At 68.2% G+C, this 21,655-nt stretch carries 14 protein-coding genes and 3 rRNA genes; 13 read left to right on the forward strand and 4 right to left on the reverse strand.

All coding sequences use genetic code 11. From position 1 onward, the window contains the following. Nucleotides 1–24: 24 nt before the first annotated feature. The 5 genes from GXW83_RS05590 to manA all read left to right on the forward strand — a co-directional run bounded on the left by GXW83_RS05590 (nucleotide 25) and on the right by manA (nucleotide 4,914). Nucleotides 25–396 (forward strand): DUF3499 domain-containing protein, encoded by a 372-nt coding sequence (locus tag GXW83_RS05590; RefSeq protein ID WP_182447106.1) that lies wholly within the window; start codon nucleotides 25–27, stop codon nucleotides 394–396. 132 nt (nucleotides 397–528) lie between these two features. Beyond that, complete coding sequence (locus GXW83_RS05595; protein ID WP_225446773.1) at nucleotides 529–1,920, forward strand: phosphomannomutase/phosphoglucomutase; 1,392 nt, start codon at nucleotides 529–531, stop codon at nucleotides 1,918–1,920. A gap of 126 nt (nucleotides 1,921–2,046) precedes the next feature. Next, on the forward strand, nucleotides 2,047–2,217 hold the full coding sequence (locus tag GXW83_RS05600) for a Trm112 family protein (RefSeq protein WP_182441790.1): 171 nt from the start codon (nucleotides 2,047–2,049) through the stop codon (nucleotides 2,215–2,217). Between the two features lie 31 nt (nucleotides 2,218–2,248). Next, on the forward strand, nucleotides 2,249–3,586 hold the full coding sequence (locus GXW83_RS05605) for an SIS domain-containing protein (RefSeq protein WP_182441791.1): 1,338 nt from the start codon (nucleotides 2,249–2,251) through the stop codon (nucleotides 3,584–3,586). Nucleotides 3,587–3,645: 59 nt separating this feature from the next. Beyond that, a complete protein-coding gene (gene manA / locus GXW83_RS05610) occupies nucleotides 3,646–4,914 on the forward strand; it encodes a mannose-6-phosphate isomerase, class I (RefSeq protein WP_182441792.1) in 1,269 nt (422 codons plus the stop codon). Between the two features lie 93 nt (nucleotides 4,915–5,007). On the opposite strand, the gene GXW83_RS05615 is transcribed toward manA, so the two are convergent. The 3 genes from GXW83_RS05615 to GXW83_RS05625 all read right to left on the reverse strand — a co-directional run bounded on the left by GXW83_RS05615 (nucleotide 5,008) and on the right by GXW83_RS05625 (nucleotide 7,503). Further along, nucleotides 5,008–5,490: a hypothetical protein gene (locus GXW83_RS05615; protein WP_225446774.1), complete on the reverse strand. Its 483-nt coding sequence runs from the start codon at nucleotides 5,488–5,490 to the stop codon at nucleotides 5,008–5,010. Between the two features lie 80 nt (nucleotides 5,491–5,570). Further along, a complete protein-coding gene (locus GXW83_RS05620) occupies nucleotides 5,571–6,401 on the reverse strand; it encodes a heavy metal-binding domain-containing protein (protein ID WP_225446775.1) in 831 nt (276 codons plus the stop codon). Nucleotides 6,402–6,480: 79 nt separating this feature from the next. After that, nucleotides 6,481–7,503 carry a heavy metal-binding domain-containing protein gene (locus GXW83_RS05625; RefSeq protein WP_182441793.1) on the reverse strand — a complete coding sequence of 341 codons (1,023 nt, stop codon included), beginning with the start codon at nucleotides 7,501–7,503 and terminating at the stop codon, nucleotides 6,481–6,483. A gap of 521 nt (nucleotides 7,504–8,024) precedes the next feature. Here GXW83_RS05625 and ahcY point away from each other — a divergent pair. The 8 genes from ahcY to GXW83_RS05665 all read left to right on the forward strand — a co-directional run bounded on the left by ahcY (nucleotide 8,025) and on the right by GXW83_RS05665 (nucleotide 20,866). Beyond that, the gene (gene ahcY / locus GXW83_RS05630) at nucleotides 8,025–9,473 is read left to right on the forward strand and encodes an adenosylhomocysteinase (RefSeq protein WP_182441794.1); all 1,449 of its coding nucleotides are present in this window, start codon (nucleotides 8,025–8,027) and stop codon (nucleotides 9,471–9,473) included. Nucleotides 9,474–9,560: 87 nt separating this feature from the next. Then, nucleotides 9,561–10,190 (forward strand): hypothetical protein, encoded by a 630-nt coding sequence (locus GXW83_RS05635; protein ID WP_182441795.1) that lies wholly within the window; start codon nucleotides 9,561–9,563, stop codon nucleotides 10,188–10,190. Between the two features lie 514 nt (nucleotides 10,191–10,704). Further along, nucleotides 10,705–12,223, forward strand: a 16S ribosomal RNA gene (locus GXW83_RS05640). 314 nt (nucleotides 12,224–12,537) lie between these two features. After that, nucleotides 12,538–15,662, forward strand: a 23S ribosomal RNA gene (locus GXW83_RS05645). An 88-nt stretch (nucleotides 15,663–15,750) separates the two neighbouring features. Beyond that, nucleotides 15,751–15,867, forward strand: a 5S ribosomal RNA gene (gene rrf, locus GXW83_RS05650). Together the 16S, 23S and 5S rRNA genes form the textbook arrangement of a ribosomal RNA operon. Nucleotides 15,868–16,280: 413 nt before the next feature. Beyond that, nucleotides 16,281–16,958: an MtrAB system response regulator MtrA gene (gene mtrA, locus GXW83_RS05655; protein WP_182441796.1), complete on the forward strand. Its 678-nt coding sequence runs from the start codon at nucleotides 16,281–16,283 to the stop codon at nucleotides 16,956–16,958. Between the two features lie 76 nt (nucleotides 16,959–17,034). Continuing rightward, the gene (gene mtrB / locus GXW83_RS05660) at nucleotides 17,035–19,011 is read left to right on the forward strand and encodes an MtrAB system histidine kinase MtrB (protein WP_225446776.1); all 1,977 of its coding nucleotides are present in this window, start codon (nucleotides 17,035–17,037) and stop codon (nucleotides 19,009–19,011) included. Further along, nucleotides 18,986–20,866 carry an LpqB family beta-propeller domain-containing protein gene (locus GXW83_RS05665; protein ID WP_182441798.1) on the forward strand — a complete coding sequence of 627 codons (1,881 nt, stop codon included), beginning with the start codon at nucleotides 18,986–18,988 and terminating at the stop codon, nucleotides 20,864–20,866. Before mtrB ends, GXW83_RS05665 begins: the two co-directional genes overlap by 26 nt. Here the strand turns inward: GXW83_RS05665 and GXW83_RS05670 are convergent. Then, nucleotides 20,854–21,633: a ComF family protein gene (locus GXW83_RS05670; RefSeq protein ID WP_182441799.1), complete on the reverse strand. Its 780-nt coding sequence runs from the start codon at nucleotides 21,631–21,633 to the stop codon at nucleotides 20,854–20,856. The genes GXW83_RS05665 and GXW83_RS05670 overlap by 13 nt on opposite strands. Nucleotides 21,634–21,655: the final 22 nt, after the last annotated feature.

A 21,655-nucleotide genomic window follows, 5' to 3' on the forward strand; every position in this document is an offset into this window, starting at 1 on the left:
CCGGTCACGAGTGCGGTACCGTCCATCGTCGTGAGCCCTGTCCGTCGATGTTCGCGCACCGCGTGCGGTCGTCCCGCCGTTGCGACGCTGACGTACGTCTACGCGGACTCGACCGCCGTCCTCGGTCCGCTCGCCACCTACGCCGAACCGCACTGCTACGACCTGTGCGCCGAGCACTCCGAGCGGCTCACCGCGCCGCGCGGCTGGGACGTGGTCCGCCTCACCGTCGACTCCGGACCGATCCGGCCCAGCGGCGACGACCTGGAGGCACTGGCCAACGCCGTCCGCGAGGCGGCCCGCCCGCCCGCGCGCCGCCAGGACGGCGGCAGCCAGGCGGATCCGACGGAGGTCGGCCGCCGCGGCCACCTGCGGGTGCTGCGCTCGCCCGACGCCTGACCACAACCGTCCGTACACGGGCACCCGGTACTGTGCCTCCCGGGGACGAGGATGCTCCCCGGCGGCAGAGGAACGTCGAAAGGCGTTGTGACGACGTGCGCCGACGTGCGACGAGAATGGCGGAGACCCCGAGTGCGTGACCTCAAGCAGATCGTGAAGGCGTACGACGTGCGCGGCGTGGTCCCCGACCAGTGGGACGAAGCGCTCTCCGGGGCCTTCGGGGCGGCGTTCGTGCGGGTCACCGGCGCCGAGGCGATCGTCGTCGGCCACGACATGCGCCCGTCCTCGCCCGGGCTGAGCCGGGCCTTCGCCGAGGGCGCCGCCGCCCAGGGCGCGGACGTGGTGGAGATCGGCCTCTGCTCCACCGACCAGCTGTACTTCGCCAGCGGCAAGCTCGACCTGCCCGGGGCGATGTTCACCGCCAGCCACAACCCCGCCCAGTACAACGGCATCAAGATGTGCCGCGCCGGGGCCGCGCCGGTCGGCGAGGACACCGGCCTGGTGGAGATCCGCGAACTGGTCGAGAGCTGGACGGACGCCGACGGCGCCGTCAGCATCCCCCCGGCCGCGGGCGCCGCCGCCCCGGGCCGGATCACCCGGCAGGACGAACTCCAGCCGTACGCGGCCCACCTGCGCGGCCTGGTCGACCTCAGCGCCATCCGCCCGCTGAAGGTCGCCGTGGACGCCGGCAACGGCATGGGCGGCCACACCGTCCCGACCGTCTTCGACGGCCTGCCGCTGGACGTCGTCCCGATGTACTTCGAGCTCGACGGGACCTTCCCCAACCACGAGGCCAACCCGCTCGACCCCAAGAACCTGGTCGACCTCCAGGCCAAGGTCCGCGAGGTCGGCGCCGACATCGGCCTCGCCTTCGACGGCGACGCCGACCGCTGCTTCGTGGTGGACGAGCGCGGCGAGCCGGTCTCCCCCTCCGCGATCACCGCCCTGGTCGCCGTCCGCGAGCTGGCCAGGGCCAAGGCGGCGGGGGAGGAGGAGCCGACGATCATCCACAACCTGATCACCTCCCAGGCCGTGCCCGAGGTCGTCCGCGAGCACGGCGGCAAGACCGTCCGCACCCGTGTCGGCCACTCCTTCATCAAGCAGGAGATGGCCCGCACCGGCGCGGTCTTCGGCGGCGAGCACTCCGCCCACTACTACTTCCGCGACTTCTGGCGCGCCGACACCGGCATGCTGGCCGCCCTGCACGTGCTGGCCGCGCTCGGCGGCCAGCAGGGCATCCTGTCCGCGCTGGTCGCCGAGTACGACCGCTACGCCGCCTCCGGCGAGATCAACAGCACCGTGGACGACCAGGCGGCCCGCTCCGCCGCCGTCCGCGCGGCCTACGCCGAGGTGCCCGGGGTGACCTTCGACGAGTTGGACGGCCTCACCGTCACCGGCGACGGCTGGTGGTTCAACCTGCGGGCATCCAACACCGAGCCGCTGCTGCGGCTCAACGTCGAGGCCCGCGACCAGGCCGCCGTGGCCGAGGTCCGCGACCGGGTCCTGGCCATCGTCCGCGGCTGACCGGCCGCACCCGACCGTCCGCCGCCCTGCCCGGCCCGCCGTGGGCCGGGCAGCGGTACGGTAGCTTCCCGGGAAGCACCCGGAAGCACCACGCACCTCCTCACACCACCCACGGAGCACACCGGAATGAGCATCGACCCCGCGCTGCTGGAGATCTTCGCCTGCCCGCAGTGCCACGCACCGCTCAGGGAGACCGCCGAGGAGCTGGTCTGCACCGGCGCCGACTGCGGCCTGGCCTACCCTGTCCGCGACGGGATCCCGGTGCTCCTCGTCGACGAAGCCCGGCGCCCCGACTGACACCGGCCACGATCGCGCAGGAGACCGCCGTATGTTCGAGGAGTGGCTGCTGGACGACCCGGCCGCGCTGACCCGTGCCGACGAGGCGGGCCTGCTGCTCGACCTCGCCTCGGCCGGGGCCACCGTGCGCAGGGCGCTCCGCCTGGCCGGCGAGGCAGGGCTGGACCAGCTGCGGCCCGAAGGCAGGCCCCGGGCCGCCTTCGTGGCCGGGCACGGCACCGCCGTCCTCGCGGGCGAACTGCTCGCGGCGCTCGGCGGCACCGTCTGCCCGGTCGTGGTCCTCGGCCCGGCCCTGGCCGACCCGGCCCACGCGCCCGACCGGCCGTCACCGTCCGCGACCCCGAGCGACCTGCGCTCCGACTTCGCCCTCAGCCTCGACTGGAGCCTCCCCGGCTGGGCGGGCCCGTCCGACCTGCTGCTGATCCTCTCCAGCAGCGGAACCGAGCCCGGGCTGATCACCCTGGCCCAGCAGGCATACACCCGCGGCTGCACCGTCGTCTCGGTCGCGCCCGCCGGCAGCCCCCTCGCCGGGGCGACCCTGCAGGTCCGCGGGCTCCCGCTGCCGTTCGAGGCCGCCGCAGGCCCCGGCGAACCGACCCCCGGGCTCGAACGCGACCTGCCCCAGGACCCGCCCTCGACGCTGTGGGGCCTGCTCGCCCCGATGCTCGCCCTCGCCGACCGCGTCGGCCTGGTCTCCATCCCGTTCTCCTCCCTCCAGGCCGCCGCCGACCAGCTGGACGACGTCGCCGTCCGCTGCGGCCCGGCCGCCGACACGTACACCAACCCGGCCAAGGGCCTGGCCATCCAGCTCGACGGGGTGCTCCCGCTGATCTGGAGCGACAGCCCGGGAACCGCCGCGGTCGCCCGCCGCTTCGCCGCCATGCTCGCCGACGAGGCCGCCCGCCCCGCCGTCACCGGAATGCTGCCGGAGGCGCTCACCGCCCAACGCGGCCTGCTCCTCGGACAACTCGGCTCGCAGACCGACGAGGACGACTTCTTCCGCGACCGCACCGAGGAGACCGACGCGCTGCGGTACAAGCTCCTGCTGCTGCGCCGCACCCCGCGCCCCGCCGAGTCGCCCGCGCCTCCCGGCGACAGCGCTCAGGCCCCGTCACCGGCCCAGGCCCAGGCCCCGTCACAGCCGCCGTCCCAGCCGGAGCCCGACGCCGCGCCCGCGCCGGAGCCGCGCCCGACCCCGCACGCCGTGTCCCGGGCCCACCGCCTGGCCGCGGACCACCAGGTCGGCATCCAGGAACTCACCTCCTCCCACACCGACGCGCTCGTCGCCCTGACCGAGCTGGTCGCCCTGACCGACTTCGCAGCCGTCTACCTGGGCCTCGCCTCCTCGACGCGTCCGCGCATCCACTGACGCATGCACCTCCCAACGGCCTCCGCCTCTGCCAGGCGGCACAGATCAGGATCTGACTCGTGGATCGTCTGACCAATGTCATCCGCCCGTACTCCTGGGGTTCGAGGACCGCGCTGCCCGAACTCCTCGGGGTCGCGCCGACGGGCGAGCCCCAGGCGGAACTGTGGATGGGCGCCCACCCCGGCGCGCCCTCGACCCTGGACCGGGGCCACGGGCCCCAGCCGCTGAACGCACTCATCGCCGCCGACCCCGAGGCCGAGCTCGGCGCCCTCACCGTCGACCGTTTCGGCCCGTCGCTCCCCTTCCTGTTGAAGATCCTCGCGGCCGGTGAGCCGCTGTCGCTCCAGGTCCACCCCGACCTCGCCCGGGCCCGCGCCGGCTTCGCCGCCGAGGAGGCCCGCGGGGTGCCGCTGGACGCCTTCGAACGCAACTACAAGGACGCCAACCACAAACCCGAGCTGATCTGCGCGCTCACCGAGTTCGTCGGCCTGTGCGGATTCCGCAGACCCGCCGGGACCGCCGCCCTTCTCGACGCGCTCGCCGTACCCGCGCTGGCGCCACTGGCCCGGGTGCTGCGCGAGAAGCCCGAGCAGGAGGCCCTCCGGGAGGTCCTCACCGCCGTCCTCACCGCCGCCCCGCAGGCGACCGCCGTCGCCGTCCGGCAGACCGTCGAGGCCCTGGACCGTGCCGCCAAGGCCGTGGAAGCCGAAGACACCGCAGGCTCCGCCCTGGCCGGCCTCCCCGCTTCACTGCTCTCCTTCCTCGGTTCCTACGCGGCCATCGGCCACGCCTACCCGGAGGACGCCGGCGTCATCGCCGCCCTCCTGCTGAACGACGTCCGGCTGGCGCCGGGCGAGGCCCTCTTCCTGGGCGCCGGCATCCCGCACGCCTACCTGCACGGCCTGGGCGTCGAGATCCTCGCCAACTCCGACAATGTGCTCCGCTGCGGACTCACCCCCAAGCACGTGGACATCCCCGAACTGCTCGCTGTCGTCGAGTTCCGCGGCGCCGACCCGGACGTCCTGCGCCCGCTCCCGGCAGCGGACCTGGACGGCGAGGAGCTGTACCCGGTACCCGTCGACGAGTTCCGGCTCTCCCGATTCACCCTGGGCGGCGCGGCGCCGCAGACCCGGGGCATCCCCGCCGCCACCCCGCAGATCCTGCTGTGCACCGAGGGAAGCACGCTCCTCACCGGTGCCGACGGATCCACCATCACGCTCCACCCGGGCGAATCGTCATTCGTCCCCGCCGGTGGCCCCGGCCTCCTGGTCGGCAGCGCAGTCGCCGACACCCGCAGCACGGTCTTCCGGGCCACGGTTTCGGTGTAGTCCCACAACTACACCCCGCCGACGACAATCGCCCCGCCTTTCGGTCACCAGGACCGGAAAGCGGGGCGATCACCACTCGAACGAGTGATCCGATCAGCCGCCGAGGACCAGCTTCTCCAGGGCCGCCCGGGCCCGCGCGTCCGACTGGGCCCGCTGGGCCACCGCCGACGCCAGCTCCCTCGCCCACTCGTCCAGCGCCACCGGCTTGCGGGACAGCACCACCCCGCGCACCACCGTCGCCACCTCGCCCTGCGGACGCCCGTGCGCCAGCGTCAGGATCAGCCGGCGGTCGTCCAGCGTCACCTCCAGCCGCTCCACCTTGCCCTCGCGGCCCGACATCCGGTCGCCCATGCTGCGCTTGCGGTCGAAGGAGACCGACCCCGGCGGCAGCGCGTCCGCCAGCGAGTCGGTGAGCACCTTGACGTAGATCTCCAGGTCGGTGGAGTCCCGGCGCAGCGCGGCCGCCAGCATGTCCAGGGACATGCCCGGATCGTTCAGCTCCCCCTCCAGCGCCGCGCCGTCCGCCGCACCCCTGACGTCCTCCGGCCGGGCCGGCAACGGATCCTGCTCGCCCATCATGATTCCCCGCACTCGTGTACTGGCTGTCCTGGCACTCTCGGACACTCTCGGACTTCGAACCGCTTCAGTCGAGCCTCTCACCCGTCCAGGCTGAGGACCATGGTGGGCCGCTCGATCTCGTGGTCGGACCGCAGCGGCCGGACCGCCGTGCCGATGGAGAAGAACTCGGTGGTGTGGCCGCCCCAGCGGTGGTTGTGCGCATTCAGCTGCACCCCGACCACGCCCTCCGCGTGCAGTTCCTCGGCCTCAGCCTGCATCCGGGCCATGGCCAGCTCCCGGGCGTCGTACAGGGCCTGGGTGAACTGCTCGATCTCGACGTTCTTGCCGATGTTGGAGAACACCGCGCCCATCCGCTGGTGCGCGATGTGGTAGACGCAGGTGCCCATCACCATGCCCAGCGGCGCGTAGCCGGCCCGGATCAGGGTCCAGAAGTCCTGGCCGGAGAGGTCGGAGGTGAACGGCTGGCCCTTGTTGTTGCGCCAGGTCTGACCGCCCGGGGCGGGGTGGTCCGCCTTGACGGCCGTGCCGATGGCGATGAACTCGGCGACGTCGTTGCCGAACTCGCGGGCCTCCACCGTCAGCCGCACCCCGACGATGCCGTCCGCGCCCAGCGAGGCGGCCTCCGCCTCCATCCGGGTCATCGCCAGCTCGCGGGCGTGGTACATCGCCTGGCTGAGCGTCCCCAGCTCCTGGTTCTTGTTCCAGCGCCCGATCTGCATGCCCACGTGGTAGATGGAGCTGCCGAGAACCAGCCCGATCGGCTTGAACCCCGCCTCGCGGACCAGCAGGAACTCGTTGACGGACAGGTCGCTGGTGAAGATCGAACCGGGCTTGCCCGGCTCCAGCTCGGCCAGCCGCCGCATCGCGTCGGCCGGGACACCCTCAGCGGTCGGTTCCACCTTGCTCATTTCGCTACCCCTACTCGCATGATTGCACTCAGCGCGGACGGAATGACTCCGGTTCGCTCGGCGAACCAGCTGCACCTGCTCATACCTGGCCGTTCAGTTCGTTCAGCTGCTGTACCAGCCGACGGTATTCGCCGGCGTCCCCGTACGGGCTGGACGCCACCGCCGCCAGACGCCTGCGCAGCTTGTCGCCGCGGTCGCCCAGAGGCAGCACCGAGAGCGTCGTGGGCGCGACCTCCCGGGTCTTGAAACGCGCGATGGTGGTCGCCACCATGGTGGACTCGGCCACGTGGTCCTCGCCCTCGGAGTTGCGGTTGCGGGCCCGGATACAGCCCTCCCGCCACACCCGCAGCGCACTGCTGGCCATGATGATCCCGTCGCCGCCGTGCCGCGCACCCTGGCGCTGCAACTGCCGACGGGCGTCGGCCCGCACCCCGTGCACCAGCTCGCTCCACCCGGCGACCTCCACGTTCTGCCAGGAGTACGTCTGCGACTGGGTCCGGTAGTCGTCGTGGCGCACCCCGATCGACATCCCCACCAGCAGTTCCACCGGCACCCAGCCGGAGGCCAGCAGCTTGGCGAAGCCCTGCCCGTCCAGATGCGAGGTGAACGGCTGCCTCGGGCGGTGGGGGCCCTGCGCCCGCACTGCGGTGCCGATGACCTTGAACTCCAGGCAGTTGGGCTGCGCGGGGAACGGCGCCATGGTCAGCTCGGCCGAGACCACGCCGTCGCCGCCGAGCGCCGTGCACTCCGCCGTCATCCGGTCCAGGGCGGAGCGCCGCGCCTGCTCGAACACCGCCACCAGCCCAGCCGAGGGAGCGCCCTGCCCGGAGAGGGCGATCGGGGCGTTCCCGAGGTTCCCGTAGCTGAAGCCGAAACCGGCGCCCTGGTACAGGCAGTCGTGGTAACCCCAGTACGCGCCGCTGCGCCCGACGTGGTAGACGGCGGAGCCCATCACCTGGCCCACGGGCTCGAAGCCGACACTGCGGATCGCCGCGAACTCGTTGGTCGACAGCGCCGAGGTCCACGTGCCGCTGCCCTTGATCTCGGCCATCCGCTCAGCGGCGGCCGGCGGCAGCCCGGCCCCGCTCCATGGCACCGACATACAGTCTCCTGCTCTCGTCGCGCGGACCGGTGGAGGTTCGCCGCATCGAACCCTAGAGCGGGGATTCGACCGCGCACACCGGGAATGTACGCCTGTGTTCCAAAACCATGACACAGGCCCCGCGGGTCGGATGTCGAGTCGTGCGCCGCCTCGGCACTAGCCCCGGTATGGCCGGTCTCCTACCGGAACTCGACTGTCGGCCGGGCCCGGCGGTGTAGATTCGTTCCAGAGCCAGACGTCGCTGCTGATGGCGGTCGGGTGCGTTCGAACAGAAACACCTCCGGGTGTGGACGGGCGGGCCATCCGAGGGAGAGAGGGCCTCCGACGCATGTGGCCAGAACAGGTTTGACAGCTGTGGGACACGCCTAGGACCAAACGTGTCGTCCCGCGTGCGCGAGCCCAGGCCCGTGTACGCGTGCACCCGCCGCCGAGGCGGAGGGGGCTGCCCGTCATACCCGCCTGGCCCCGTCCGAGCCCAGCCGGTGACAACCGGTGCCATCGAGCGATTGAGAAGAGAGAACATGTCTGCTGCTCCCTCCGGTGACTTCAAGGTCGCCGACCTCTCCCTGGCCGCCTTCGGCCGCAAGGAGATCCAGCTCGCCGAGCACGAGATGCCCGGTCTGATGTCGATCCGCAAGGAGTACGCGGCGGCCCAGCCGCTGGCGGGCGCCCGGATCACCGGTTCGCTGCACATGACCATCCAGACGGCCGTGCTGATCGAGACCCTGGTCGCGCTGGGCGCCGAGGTCCGCTGGTGTTCCTGCAACATCTTCTCCACCCAGGACCACGCCGCGGCCGCCATCGCCGTGGGCCCGGAGGGCACCCCGGAGGACCCCAAGGGCGTCCCGGTCTTCGCCTGGAAGGGTGAGACCCTCACCGAGTACTGGTGGTGCACGGAGCAGGCCCTCACCTGGCCCGGCGAGGTCGGCCCGAACATGATCCTCGACGACGGCGGCGACGCCACCATGCTGGTCCACAAGGGCGTGGAGTTCGAGAAGCTCGGCGCCGCCCCCGACCCCTCGACGGCGGACAACGAGGAGTTCCGGATCGTCCTGGAGCTGCTGAACCGCACCCTGGCCGAGTCCCCGCGCAAGTGGACCGAGGCCGCCGACGCCATCAAGGGCGTCACCGAGGAGACCACCACCGGTGTCCACCGCCTGTACGAGATGCACCGCGAAGGCTCGCTGCTCTTCCCGGCCATCAACGTCAACGACGCGGTCACCAAGTCCAAGTTCGACAACAAGTACGGCTGCCGCCACTCGCTGATCGACGGCATCAACCGCGCCACCGACGTCCTCATCGGCGGCAAGGTCGCGGTCGTCTGCGGTTACGGCGACGTCGGCAAGGGCTGCGCCGAGTCGCTGCGCGGCCAGGGCGCCCGGGTCATCGTCACCGAGGTCGACCCGATCTGCGCGCTGCAGGCCGCCATGGACGGCTACCAGGTCACCACCCTGGAAGACGTGGTCGGCATCGCCGACATCTTCATCACCACCACCGGCAACAAGGACATCATCCTTGCCAGCCACATGGAGCAGATGAAGCACCAGGCCATCGTCGGCAACATCGGCCACTTCGACAACGAGATCGACATCGCCGGGCTCGCAAAGATCCCCGGCGTCGTCAAGACCGAGATCAAGCCCCAGGTCCACGAGTGGCGCTTCGCCGACGGGCACGCCATCATCATGCTCTCCGAGGGCCGCCTGCTGAACCTCGGCAACGCCACCGGACACCCGTCCTTCGTGATGTCCAACTCGTTCGCCAACCAGACCATCGCGCAGATCGAGCTGTTCACGAAGACCGAGGAGTACCCGGTCGATGTGTACGTGCTGCCGAAGCACCTGGACGAGAAGGTGGCCCGCCTGCACCTGGACGCCCTGGGCGTGAAGCTGACCGTGCTCAGCGACGAGCAGGCCGCCTACATCGGCGTCCCGGTCGAGGGCCCGTACAAGCCGGACCAGTACCGCTACTGATCCCGCCCGGCACACCAGTACCCCTCCGAGTGGCCGGCGCCTGCGGGCGCCGGCCACTCGGCCGTTCGCACACCTCAGGAACGAACCATGCCCAGCGGCCGATACTCGTTCTACGACACCCATGACGACACTCCTCTCGGTGAAGAACGCTTCAGCTGCGCGCCGGGACCGTCCGGCTGGCGCTACACCGCGCAGACCTTCGGCACCGACGGCGCCCCGGACGGCTCGGTGGACCTGACCCTCGACTCGCGCAGTCGGCCGCTGCGCCTCGAACTCCGTCACGGTGGCTGGCAGATCCGCGGCGGGGCGATGGACGGACTCACCTGGGTCCGCTCCCACAGTGCCGACACCGACGCACGCCACACCCGCGAAGGCAGCGACCGCGCGCACGCCTTCGCCGGCCGCTCGCCCTCGTTCCTCATCGCGTCCGCACGACTGCTCCGCCTCGCCCCCGGCGGCAGCGCACGGCTGCGCGTCGTCGCCCTGACCGAACCCGTGCTTGCACCACGAACCTTCGACCAGGGGTGGACCCTGGACGCGATCGAATCACACCCCACTGACAGCGGACCGCTGGACGTCGAGCACTACCGGGTGGCCGACCTCGCCACCGGCGAGGAGGGCATGGTCCACCTGGCCGGTGACGTGGTGCTTTCCGCTCCGGGCATCGAGCTGGAGCAGCTGGAGACGCCCCCCAGCAAAACCGTTGACGGGCCCTGACAGCCCCGGTAGGTTCGAGCGGTTGCCTGGATTGGACAGCAGGCGAACCCAGGGGTAGTCTCGAACACCTCGCTCGGCCCAAGGGCATCGAAACCCAGCACGGAATCAGGCAGAAATGCCGGATGAATGCTGCCCCGATGCAATGGGGCGAGTGGGCCGCAAAAGCGGCCTGGAAAGCCTGGTAAAGTAATCGGCAACGGCAGGGAAATCTGCCGCCGACAATCTGCGGAAACAAATCGCCCGGTTCGATCGGACGAAACGGATCTGCTAGGCTTCACAACGAAGAACGAAGCGCCCGGAGAGACTGGTGAAAGGGTCTTGAAGGAAGCGTCCGTTCCTTGAGAACTCAACAGCGTGCCAAAAGTCAACGCCAGATATGTTGATACCCCGTCCGTTTTTGGACGTGGTTCCTTTGATGCACAAAACACTAGCGAGGACGCAGTGCACGAGGTCGGCTGTTCCGCTGACTGTCGTGCCGCTCTTTCGCGGGTGGTATCCCGATCACGGGAAATCATTCACGGAGAGTTTGATCCTGGCTCAGGACGAACGCTGGCGGCGTGCTTAACACATGCAAGTCGAACGGTGAAGCCCTTCGGGGTGGATCAGTGGCGAACGGGTGAGTAACACGTGGGCAACCTGCCCCAGATTCTGGGACAACACCGGGAAACCGGTGCTAATACCGGATACGACGCATCTCCGCATGGGGTGTGCGTGGAAAGCTCCGGCGATCTGGGATGGGCCCGCGGCCTATCAGCTTGTTGGTGGGGTGATGGCCTACCAAGGCGACGACGGGTAGCCGGCCTGAGAGGGCGACCGGCCACACTGGGACTGAGACACGGCCCAGACTCCTACGGGAGGCAGCAGTGGGGAATATTGCACAATGGGCGAAAGCCTGATGCAGCGACGCCGCGTGAGGGATGACGGCCTTCGGGTTGTAAACCTCTTTCAGCAGGGAAGAAGCGCAAGTGACGGTACCTGCAGAAGAAGCACCGGCTAACTACGTGCCAGCAGCCGCGGTAATACGTAGGGTGCGAGCGTTGTCCGGAATTATTGGGCGTAAAGAGCTCGTAGGCGGCTTGTCGCGTCGGATGTGAAAGCCCGGGGCTTAACTCCGGGTCTGCATTCGATACGGGCAGGCTAGAGTGTGGTAGGGGAGATCGGAATTCCTGGTGTAGCGGTGAAATGCGCAGATATCAGGAGGAACACCGGTGGCGAAGGCGGATCTCTGGGCCATTACTGACGCTGAGGAGCGAAAGCGTGGGGAGCGAACAGGATTAGATACCCTGGTAGTCCACGCCGTAAACGTTGGGAACTAGGTGTGGGTCACATTCCACGTGGTCCGCGCCGCAGCTAACGCATTAAGTTCCCCGCCTGGGGAGTACGGCCGCAAGGCTAAAACTCAAAGGAATTGACGGGGGCCCGCACAAGCAGCGGAGCATGTGGCTTAATTCGACGCAACGCGAAGAACCTTACCAAGGCTTGACATATACCGGAAACGGCCAGAGATGGTCGCCCCCTTGTGGTCGGTATACAGGTGGTGCATGGTTGTCGTCAGCTCGTGTCGTGAGATGTTGGGTTAAGTCCCGCAACGAGCGCAACCCTCGTTCTGTGTTGCCAGCGGGTTATGCCGGGGACTCACAGGAGACTGCCGGGGTCAACTCGGAGGAAGGTGGGGACGACGTCAAATCATCATGCCCCTTATGTCTTGGGCTGCACACGTGCTACAATGGCCGGTACAATGAGCTGCGATACCGCGAGGTGGAGCGAATCTCAAAAAGCCGGTCTCAGTTCGGATTGGGGTCTGCAACTCGACCCCATGAAGTCGGAGTTGCTAGTAATCGCAGATCAGCATTGCTGCGGTGAATACGTTCCCGGGCCTTGTACACACCGCCCGTCACGTCACGAAAGTCGGTAACACCCGAAGCCGGTGGCCTAACCCGCAAGGGAAGGAGCTGTCGAAGGTGGGACCAGCGATTGGGACGAAGTCGTAACAAGGTAGCCGTACCGGAAGGTGCGGCTGGATCACCTCCTTTCTAAGGAGCACTTCTTACCGCCTCGGCGGTCAGAGGGCCATATCGTCAGCGCATGTCTGACGGTGGTTCGCTCATGGGTGGAACGTTGACTATTCGGCACGATCGGCTTGTCGCCGCTAGTACTGCACCTTTCGGGGTGCGTGGAACGCGGGGTCGGGTGGATCGGGTCGGGCACGTTGTTGGGTCCTGAGGGCACGGCCGTCAAGGTTCGTGGTCTTCAGTGCCGGCCCCAGTGAACTCCACGGCCTTCGGGTGTGGGGGTGATGGGTGGCTGGTCGTTGCTTGAGAACTGCACAGTGGACGCGAGCATCTGTGGCCAAGTTTTTAAGGGCGCACGGTGGATGCCTTGGCACTAGGAACCGATGAAGGACGTGGGAGGCCACGATAGGCCCCGGGGAGCTGTCAACCGAGCTTTGATCCGGGGGTGTCCGAATGGGGAAACCCGGCAGTCGTCATGGGCTGTCACCCGCTGCTGAACACATAGGCAGTGTGGAGGGAACGCGGGGAAGTGAAACATCTCAGTACCCGCAGGAAGAGAAAACAACCGTGATTCCGAGAGTAGTGGCGAGCGAAATCGGATGAGGCTAAACCGTTGTGGTGTGAGACCCGGCAGGGGTTGCCACTTCGGGGTCGTGGGAGAATTCTTGACCGGTCTGCCGGCCGGTCGGAGAGTCAGAAACCGTATGGGTAGTCGAAGGACATGCGAAAGGTCCGGCGTAGAGGGTAAGACCCCCGTAGACGAAACCTGTACGGCTCTCTTGAGTTTTTCCCAAGTAGCACGGATCCCGTGAAACTCCGTGTGAATCTGGCGGGACCACCCGCTAAGCCTAAATATTCCCTAGTGACCGATAGCGGACAGTACCGTGAGGGAATGGTGAAAAGTACCGCGGGAGCGGAGTGAAATAGTACCTGAAACCGTGTGCCTACAAGCCGTGGGAGCGTCGCAGCGTGTGCTTGCACACAGCTGTCGTGACTGCGTGCCTTTTGAAGAATGAGCCTGCGAGTTTGCGGTGTGTTGCGAGGTTAACCCGTGTGGGGTAGCCGTAGCGAAAGCGAGTCCGAATAGGGCGACATAGTAGCGCGCCCAAGACCCGAAGCGGAGTGATCTAGCCATGGGCAGGTTGAAGCGCGGGTAAGACCGTGTGGAGGACCGAACCCACCAGGGTTGAAAACCTGGGGGATGACCTGTGGTTAGGGGTGAAAGGCCAATCAAACTCCGTGATAGCTGGTTCTCCCCGAAATGCATTTAGGTGCAGCGTCGTGTGTTTCTTGCCGGAGGTAGAGCACTGGATAGGCGATGGGCCCCACCGGGTTACTGACCTTAGCCAAACTCCGAATGCCGGTAAGTGAGAGCGCGGCAGTGAGACTGTGGGGGATAAGCTCCATGGTCGAGAGGGAAACAGCCCAGAACACCGGCTAAGGCCCCTAAGCGTGTGCTAAGTGGGAAAGGATGTGGAGTCGCAGAGACAACCAGGAGGTTGGCTTAGAAGCAGCCACCCTTTAAAGAGTGCGTAATAGCTCACTGGTCAAGTGATTCCGCGCCGACAATGTAGCGGGGCTCAAGTACACCGCCGAAGCCGTGTCATTGCAGTGTCAACCCCTAACGGGGGCTGTGATGGGTAGGGGAGCGTCGTGTGCCGGGTGAAGCGGCGGCGGAAGCCAGTCGTGGACGGTATACGAGTGAGAATGCAGGCATGAGTAGCGATACAAGAGTGGGAAACTCTTGCGCCGATTGACCAAGGGTTCCTGGGTCAAGCTGATCTGCCCAGGGTAAGTCGGGACCTAAGGCGAGGCCGACAGGCGTAGTCGATGGACAACGGGTTGATATTCCCGTACCCGCTTTGAAGCGCCAACGTCGAACCCGGTAATGCTAAGCCCGTGAAGCCGTCCCGGAGTCTTCGGACAAGGGGAAGTGGTGGAGCCGGTGAACCGAGCTGGTAGTAGGTGAGCGATGGGGTGACGCAGGAAGGTAGTCCAGCCCGGGCGGTGGTTGTCCCGGGGTAAGGGTGTAGGACGAACGGTAGGCAAATCCGCCGTTCACATAGTCTGAGACCTGATGCCGAGCCGATTGTGGTGAAGTGGATGATCCTATGCTGTCGAGAAAAGCCTCTAGCGAGTTTCATGGCGGCCCGTACCCCAAACCGACTCAGGTGGTCAGGTAGAGAATACCGAGGCGTTCGGGTGAACTATGGTTAAGGAACTCGGCAAAATGCCCCCGTAACTTCGGGAGAAGGGGGGCCGGTTGTGGTGATGGCACGTGCTGCCTGAGCTGTGGCCGGCCGCAGAGACCAGCGAGAAGCGACTGTTTACTAAAAACACAGGTCCGTGCGAAGCCGTAAGGCGATGTATACGGACTGACGCCTGCCCGGTGCTGGAACGTTAAGGGGACCGGTTAGCTGCGCTTCGGTGTGGCGAGGCTGAGAACTTAAGCGCCAGTAAACGGCGGTGGTAACTATAACCATCCTAAGGTAGCGAAATTCCTTGTCGGGTAAGTTCCGACCTGCACGAATGGCGTAACGACTTCTCGACTGTCTCAACCATAGGCCCGGTGAAATTGCATTACGAGTAAAGATGCTCGTTTCGCGCAGCAGGACGGAAAGACCCCGGGACCTTTACTATAGCTTGATATTGGTGTTCGGTTCGGCTTGTGTAGGATAGGTGGGAGACTGTGAAGCGGCCACGCCAGTGGTTGTGGAGTCGTCGTTGAAATACCACTCTGGTCGTGCTGGATGTCTAACCTGGGTCCGTGATCCGGATCAGGGACAGTGTCTGGTGGGTAGTTTAACTGGGGCGGTTGCCTCCTAAAATGTAACGGAGGCGCCCAAAGGTTCCCTCAGCCTGGTTGGCAATCAGGTGTTGAGTGTAAGTGCACAAGGGAGCTTGACTGTGAGACCGACGGGTCGAGCAGGTGCGAAAGCAGGGACTAGTGATCCGGCGGTGGCTTGTGGAAGCGCCGTCGCTCAACGGATAAAAGGTACCCCGGGGATAACAGGCTGATCTTCCCCAAGAGTCCATATCGACGGGATGGTTTGGCACCTCGATGTCGGCTCGTCGCATCCTGGGGCTGGAGTAGGTCCCAAGGGTTGGGCTGTTCGCCCATTAAAGCGGTACGCGAGCTGGGTTTAGAACGTCGTGAGACAGTTCGGTCCCTATCCGCTGCGCGCGCAGGAGTCTTGAGAAGGGCTGTCCCTAGTACGAGAGGACCGGGACGGACGAACCTCTGGTGTGCCAGTTGTCCTGCCAAGGGCATGGCTGGTTGGCTACGTTCGGGAGGGATAACCGCTGAAAGCATCTAAGCGGGAAGCCTGCTTCGAGATGAGGACTCCCACCACCATCGAGTGGGTAAGGCTCCCAGTAGACGACTGGGTTGATAGGCCGGGTGTGGAAGCCCTGTGAGGGGTGGAGCTGACCGGTACTAATAGGCCGAGGGCTTGTCCATAGTTGCTACGCGTCCACTGTGTTGTTCTGAAGCAACGACCCCTCCCCGGGGGCAGGATGCCGGGGAGTGCGGGTCAACTTCATAGTGTTTCGGTGGTCATAGCGTGAGGGAAACGCCCGGTTACATTCCGAACCCGGAAGCTAAGCCTCATAGCGCCGATGGTACTGCAAGGGGGACCTTGTGGGAGAGTAGGACACCGCCGAACAACCTTTCGTGAAAGGCCCTCTGACCTCGAGTCAGAGGGCCTTTCCGCATATCTGGACCCATTTCCGAGCCTGTCGGCAGCTCCGTCGGCCTTCGGGAGCCCCCTGGAGGCGTCGGCCGTGGCTGAGGAGTGACCTCTGCTGCCGCTGGCGGAGCCGGCCTGAGCGGCTTGAACGGACCATGATCGACGTCTGGCCGGGATCTGAGCCGGGTCTGACCGGCGGGCGCGTGTGGGAAGTGTCGCTTTCGGACGCACGTCGGTGAACAGCTGTGCGCCGCACAGCCTCCTCGGCTGTCTGGAATGTGACTTTTGTCGCCAAAGTTCCTGCTCGGAGGCCCTGTGGCTCGAACGAGTGGCGGATCTCTCTGCCGACTGTGCCCCAGCTCACGTTTCCGGAATGAGACCATGGGGGCATGAAGGGACGCGTCTTGATCGTCGATGACGACACTGCTCTGGCTGAGATGCTTGGCATCGTGCTGCGCGGGGAGGGTTTTGAGCCGTCTTTTGTCGCTGACGGCGACAAGGCTCTGGCCGCCTTCCGCGAGGTGAAGCCCGACCTGGTGTTGCTCGACCTGATGTTGCCGGGCAGGGACGGGATCGACGTCTGTCGTCAGATCCGTGCCGAGTCCGGCGTGCCGATCGTCATGCTCACTGCCAAGACCGACACGGTTGACGTCGTCGTCGGTCTTGAGTCCGGGGCTGACGACTACATGACCAAGCCCTTCAAGCCGAAGGAGCTGGTCGCCCGGGTGCGGGCACGGCTTCGTCGGGCTGAGGAGCCCAGCCCCGAGCAGCTGTCCATCGGCGATCTGGTGATCGACGTGGCCGGCCACTCGGTGAAGCGCGACGGTCGTGGCATTCCGCTGACTCCGCTGGAGTTCGATCTGCTGGTGGCGCTTGCCCGTAAGCCCTGGCAGGTGTTCACCCGCGAGGTGCTGCTGGAGCAGGTCTGGGGCTACCGCCATGCCGCTGACACGCGGCTGGTGAACGTCCACGTCCAGCGGCTGCGATCGAAGATCGAGCGCGACCCCGAGCGTCCCGAGATCGTGGTGACGGTTCGAGGCGTCGGCTACAAGGCGGGACCGAGTTGATATGAGTGGTCGGACCCCCGCCGCGCCCCAGCCGGACGGCGGGCGGTCGGCTACCAGTGATGGGGACAAAGGCGGTATGCACGCACTGCTGCGGATGATCCATCGACGGGCGGCACGCCCATTCATACGACTGACCGGCCTCTACCGCCGGTCCATCCAGGCGCGCGTGGTCGCCATCACGCTGGTGCTGTCGCTCGCGGTGGTGCTGGTGCTGGGCGTCGTGGTGATGAGTGCTGTCCGCAACGGGCTCCTCGAGGCCAAGCAGGACGCGGCGAAGATCCAGGCCCAGAGCGGGTTCGCGGTCGCCCAGTCCCAGGCCACGGCCCAGGACCAGAGCAGCAGCAGCACCGCTGCGCGGTCCGCCGACACCACCGGCGGTACCGGCCAGCCCAGCTCCGGAAGCCAGGTCGACATCGGCACCTGGCTCTCGACGCAGGTCAAACTGCTGGCGAACAGCGGCACCGGTCAGTACGCCCTGGTCGGCATGGTCCCGGGGACGGACACCAACGTCCAGGCGAACAGCGCCGACACCCCGGACTCCAACAACCCGCGCGAGGTCGGCAACGTCGACCCGAACGCGAGCATCCCGATCGCCTTCCAGAGCCAGGTGGCGAACAACGCGGGGACGCTGCAGGAGCAGTACACGACCATCCACGACGAGGGCGACAGCGGCAGCAAGGCGGGGCTGATCGTCGCCGAGCAGCTGAAGGTGAACGGGCAGTCCTACCAGCTGTACTACCTGTTCCCGTTCACGTTGGAGCAGAACACCCTCAACCTGGTCACCAACACGCTGGCCGTGGCCGGGGTGTTCGTGGTGATCCTGCTCGGTGCGATCTCCTGGCTGGTGGTCCGGCAGGTGGTGACACCGGTGCGGATGGCTGCCGAGATCTCCGAGCGGCTGGCCGACGGCCGGCTGGAGGAGCGGATGAAGGTCACCGGGACGGACGACATCGCCCGTCTCGGCGAGTCCTTCAACCGGATGGGCAGTGCGCTGCAGTCGCAGATCCGCCAGCTGGAGGAGCTCTCCCGGGTGCAGCGGCGCTTCGTCTCGGACGTCTCGCACGAGCTGCGGACCCCGCTGACCACGGTCCGCATGGCTGCCGACCTGCTGTACGAGTCCCGTGAGGACTTCGGCGACCCGGCGGCGGAGCGGTCCGCCGAGCTGCTGCAGAACCAGCTGGACCGTTTCGAGTCGCTGTTGGCCGACCTGCTGGAGATCAGCCGCTTCGACGCGGGCGCGGCCATCCTGGACGCCGAACCGGCCGACCTGCGGGACGTGGTGTCCCGGGTGATCGAGGGCGCCGAGCCGCTGGCGCGGACCAAGGGCAGTGCCGTCCTGGTCCGGGGCGGGGACGAGCCGGTGGTGGCCGAGGTCGATCCGCGCCGGATCGAGCGCATCCTGCGGAACCTGGTCGTCAACGCGCTGGAGCACGGTGAGGGCCGGGACATCGAGGTGCGGCTCGCCGCCGGGGACGGCGCGGTCGCCGTCGCCGTCCGCGACCACGGCATCGGCCTGAAGCCGGGCGAGGCGTCGCGGGTGTTCAACCGCTTCTGGCGGGCCGACCCGGCCCGGGCGCGGACCACCGGGGGAACCGGCCTCGGGCTGTCCATCGCGCTGGAGGACGCCGCCCTGCACGGCGGCTGGCTGCACGCCTGGGGAGAGCCCGGCGGGGGCTCGCAGTTCCGGCTCACCGTGCCGCGCAACGCCGGCGGCGAGGTGCACCGCTCGCCGATCCCGCTGGAGCCCGAGGACTCCCGCAGCAACCGGGGGCTGGACCTCGCGGGCATGCCGTACCGGCGGTCCGCGCGGCAGACGGACGCCGCCGACCTCAAGGAACCGCTGGATGCGGGGGTTGCCCTGGGCGTGGGACTGGGGCCCGGCCTGGGAGGGGTGCTGGGGTACGGTTCGGTGATCCCCGGGATGGCCGGTCGGATGCCGCTGCCTCCGAGCAATCCGGCGGACGTCCGGGCTGCGTCGGGGTACGGCGCCACCGGTGCGCAGGTCGTGGTGGCTAAGGAGGGGCGGGATGAGGGTGCGGCTGCGCAGGGGTAGTGCCCGGACGCTGGGGGCGATGGCGCTGGGCATGGTGCTTGCGGGCTGCGCGACCATGCCGGACAGCGGGGCTCCGGCCCCGGACGCCGGCAGCCAGGACAGCAGCACCCAGTCCACCCGCCTGGTCGTGGTGGCCGTTCCGCCGCAGCCGGGGGACGGGCCCGCCGACCTGCTGGTCGGCTTCCTGGACGACCTGGTCAGCGACGAGGCCGACTACACCACGGCCAAGGAGTACCTGGCCGACCCCGGCTCCTGGAACCCGGCCGCCCAGGTGATGGTGCTGGACCACCTGCACCAGGACCCGGTCTCCGGCAGTCCCGCCAGCGGGAAGATGACCTTCGACGTCACCGGCGACCTGGTGGCGACGCTCAACTCCCAGCAGGACTACACCCCGGGGCCGTCGGGCCCGCAGAAGCAGGTCCGGGAGCGGTTCAGCTTCGTCAGGAACTCCAAGGGGAACTGGCAGATCACCGATCTGCCCCAGGGCCTGATCATCCGGCCGACAGACTTCCAGCGGCTGTACGAGTCCGTCGATCTCTACTATCCGGGCAAGAACTCGACCGGCGGTGCCGGCGAGCCGCCGCTGGTGGCGAACCCGGTCTGGGTGCGCATCCGGATAGACCCGCTCCGGGACGCGGCCCGGGCGCTGGCCAACGGCGCCCCGCCCTGGCTCGGGCCGGTGGTCTCCTCGGCGTTCCCGTCCGGCGTCTCGGTGGACTCCGTCTCGACCGACGGCAACGGGGCCGCCAAGGTGGTGCTGAGCTCGCAGGACAACGCGCTGCTGGACAACCGCGGCCGGTGCGACGAGGCGGCCGCGCAGATGCTCGCCACCCTCGGCTCGGTACCGGACCAGCAGGGCAGCAGCAGCCAGCAGGTGAGGTCGGCCGCGCTCTACGACCATGCCACCGGGGCCGAGATGTGCTGGACCGGCACCGGCAACGCCTATGAGCCGGCGCAGCCGCCCGGCGACGCCACCGCGTACTTCGTGGACGCCGCGGGCCGCCTGGACAGCCTGGACGTCATCAGCGGCCAGGCGGTGCCCGTGCCCGGCCAGCTGGAGCCGGCGGGCCTGGGCATCGGCGCGTTCGCGGTCGCCCCCGGGACCAGCGGGCGGGTCGCCGTCGTGCCGCGCAGCGGACAGGACCTGTATGTGGGCAACCTGACCGGATCGTCCAGCTCGCAGCGCTCGGCGCTGCACGCGCCGCCGAAGTCGATCAGCAGCCCGAGCTGGGACTCCACCGGGACGCTGTGGGCGGTGGACAGCGACCCCGCCTCGCACTCGCCGGTGGTGGCGGTCACCGACAACGGGGCCGTCCGTGTGCCGGTCACGGTGAAGGGACTGGCGGCGGGCGACACGGTGGCCGGGCTCCGGGTCTCCGACGACGGCGCCAGGATCGCGCTGATCGTCGACGGCGCGGGCTCCAGCACCGCCGAGGTCGGCTGGGTGGCGCGTTCCGGCACCCCGGCTGCTCCGGTGATGACCGTCTTCGGGCTGCACAATGTCGCCCAGTCGCTGAACAGCGTCCAGGCCGTGTCCTGGATGGACGACGACAGCGTGATGGTGCTGGGGCAGTCGCCGACGTCGGCGAAGGCCCTGTCGGTCTGGGAGGTCGACGGATCGACGGCGCTGATACCGTCGCCCGCCGCGCCGCAGACGACCAGCGGGATGACGTCGATCGCAGCACTGCAGTCCGAGCCGGACCTGACCAAAGCGCCGCTGCTGGGCGACTCCAACGGCGACCCCACCGACTCGGGCCGGGTCTACCTGTGGGAGACGGGCGTCAACGTCTGGCGGAAGGTCCGCACCGAGGGGGCCGCAGCCGATCCCGGGCCGATGCCGAGCTACCCGGGCTGATCCGGCCCGGCAGGCCCGGCAGACTGGGCAGGACCCGCAGGCCGGCCTGAGGGCGGGTGGTCGGCGTGTCTGGGCGTGGCCGCGACCACGGCCGCCACCAGGACGTCCCCGCCCGCCGCGGACAGGGCCCGGGCGCCCTCGGCGAGGGTCGCCCCGGTGGTCACCAGGTCGTCCACCAGGATGACCCGGCCCCGGCCGAGATGGTGCCGCCGGTGCGGATGCACGCCCAGGGCTCCGCGCAGGTTCCGCAGGCGGTCGGCGGCGCTGAGCCCGGACTGGTCGGCCACCCGGCGGCGCTGGCGCAGGGCGGGCAGCAGTCGGGCCGGGACGCCCGCGCGGCGCAGGGCTGCGGCTGCGGCGCGGCTCAGCCGCAGGGTGGGGTCGTGGCCGCGCGCCCGTACGGTGGCCGGCGCGGACGGCATCGGCACCAGCAGCAGCGGCAGCGCCCGGCTGGCGGCGCCGGGCGGGACGGCGCAGCGCACGGTCGCGGCCAGGGCCGTGCCGAGCGGATGGGCCAGGCGCAGCGCCCCGCGTTCCTTGTGGGCGAGCAGGATCTGCCGGACCGCGCCCGCGTAGGGCGTGGCGGCGAAGACCTCGGGCAGGTCGGCCGGCGCGGCCGTGGGGCGTGCGGGGGTGGGCCGCGCGCCCTCCAGCAGGTTGCGGCAGTCCGGGCAGAGCTGGGTGTGCGGCTGGTCGCAGCCCACACAGTGGGCGGGGACGAGCAGGTCCAGGGCGGCGTCGAGGATGTGGACGGGCTTGCTGGCCATGGCGGCCTCCTCCGGTCGGCAG

The sequence above is a fragment of the Streptacidiphilus sp. PB12-B1b genome (genome assembly GCF_014084125.1).
Classification (GTDB): Bacteria; Actinomycetota; Actinomycetes; order Streptomycetales; family Streptomycetaceae; genus Streptacidiphilus.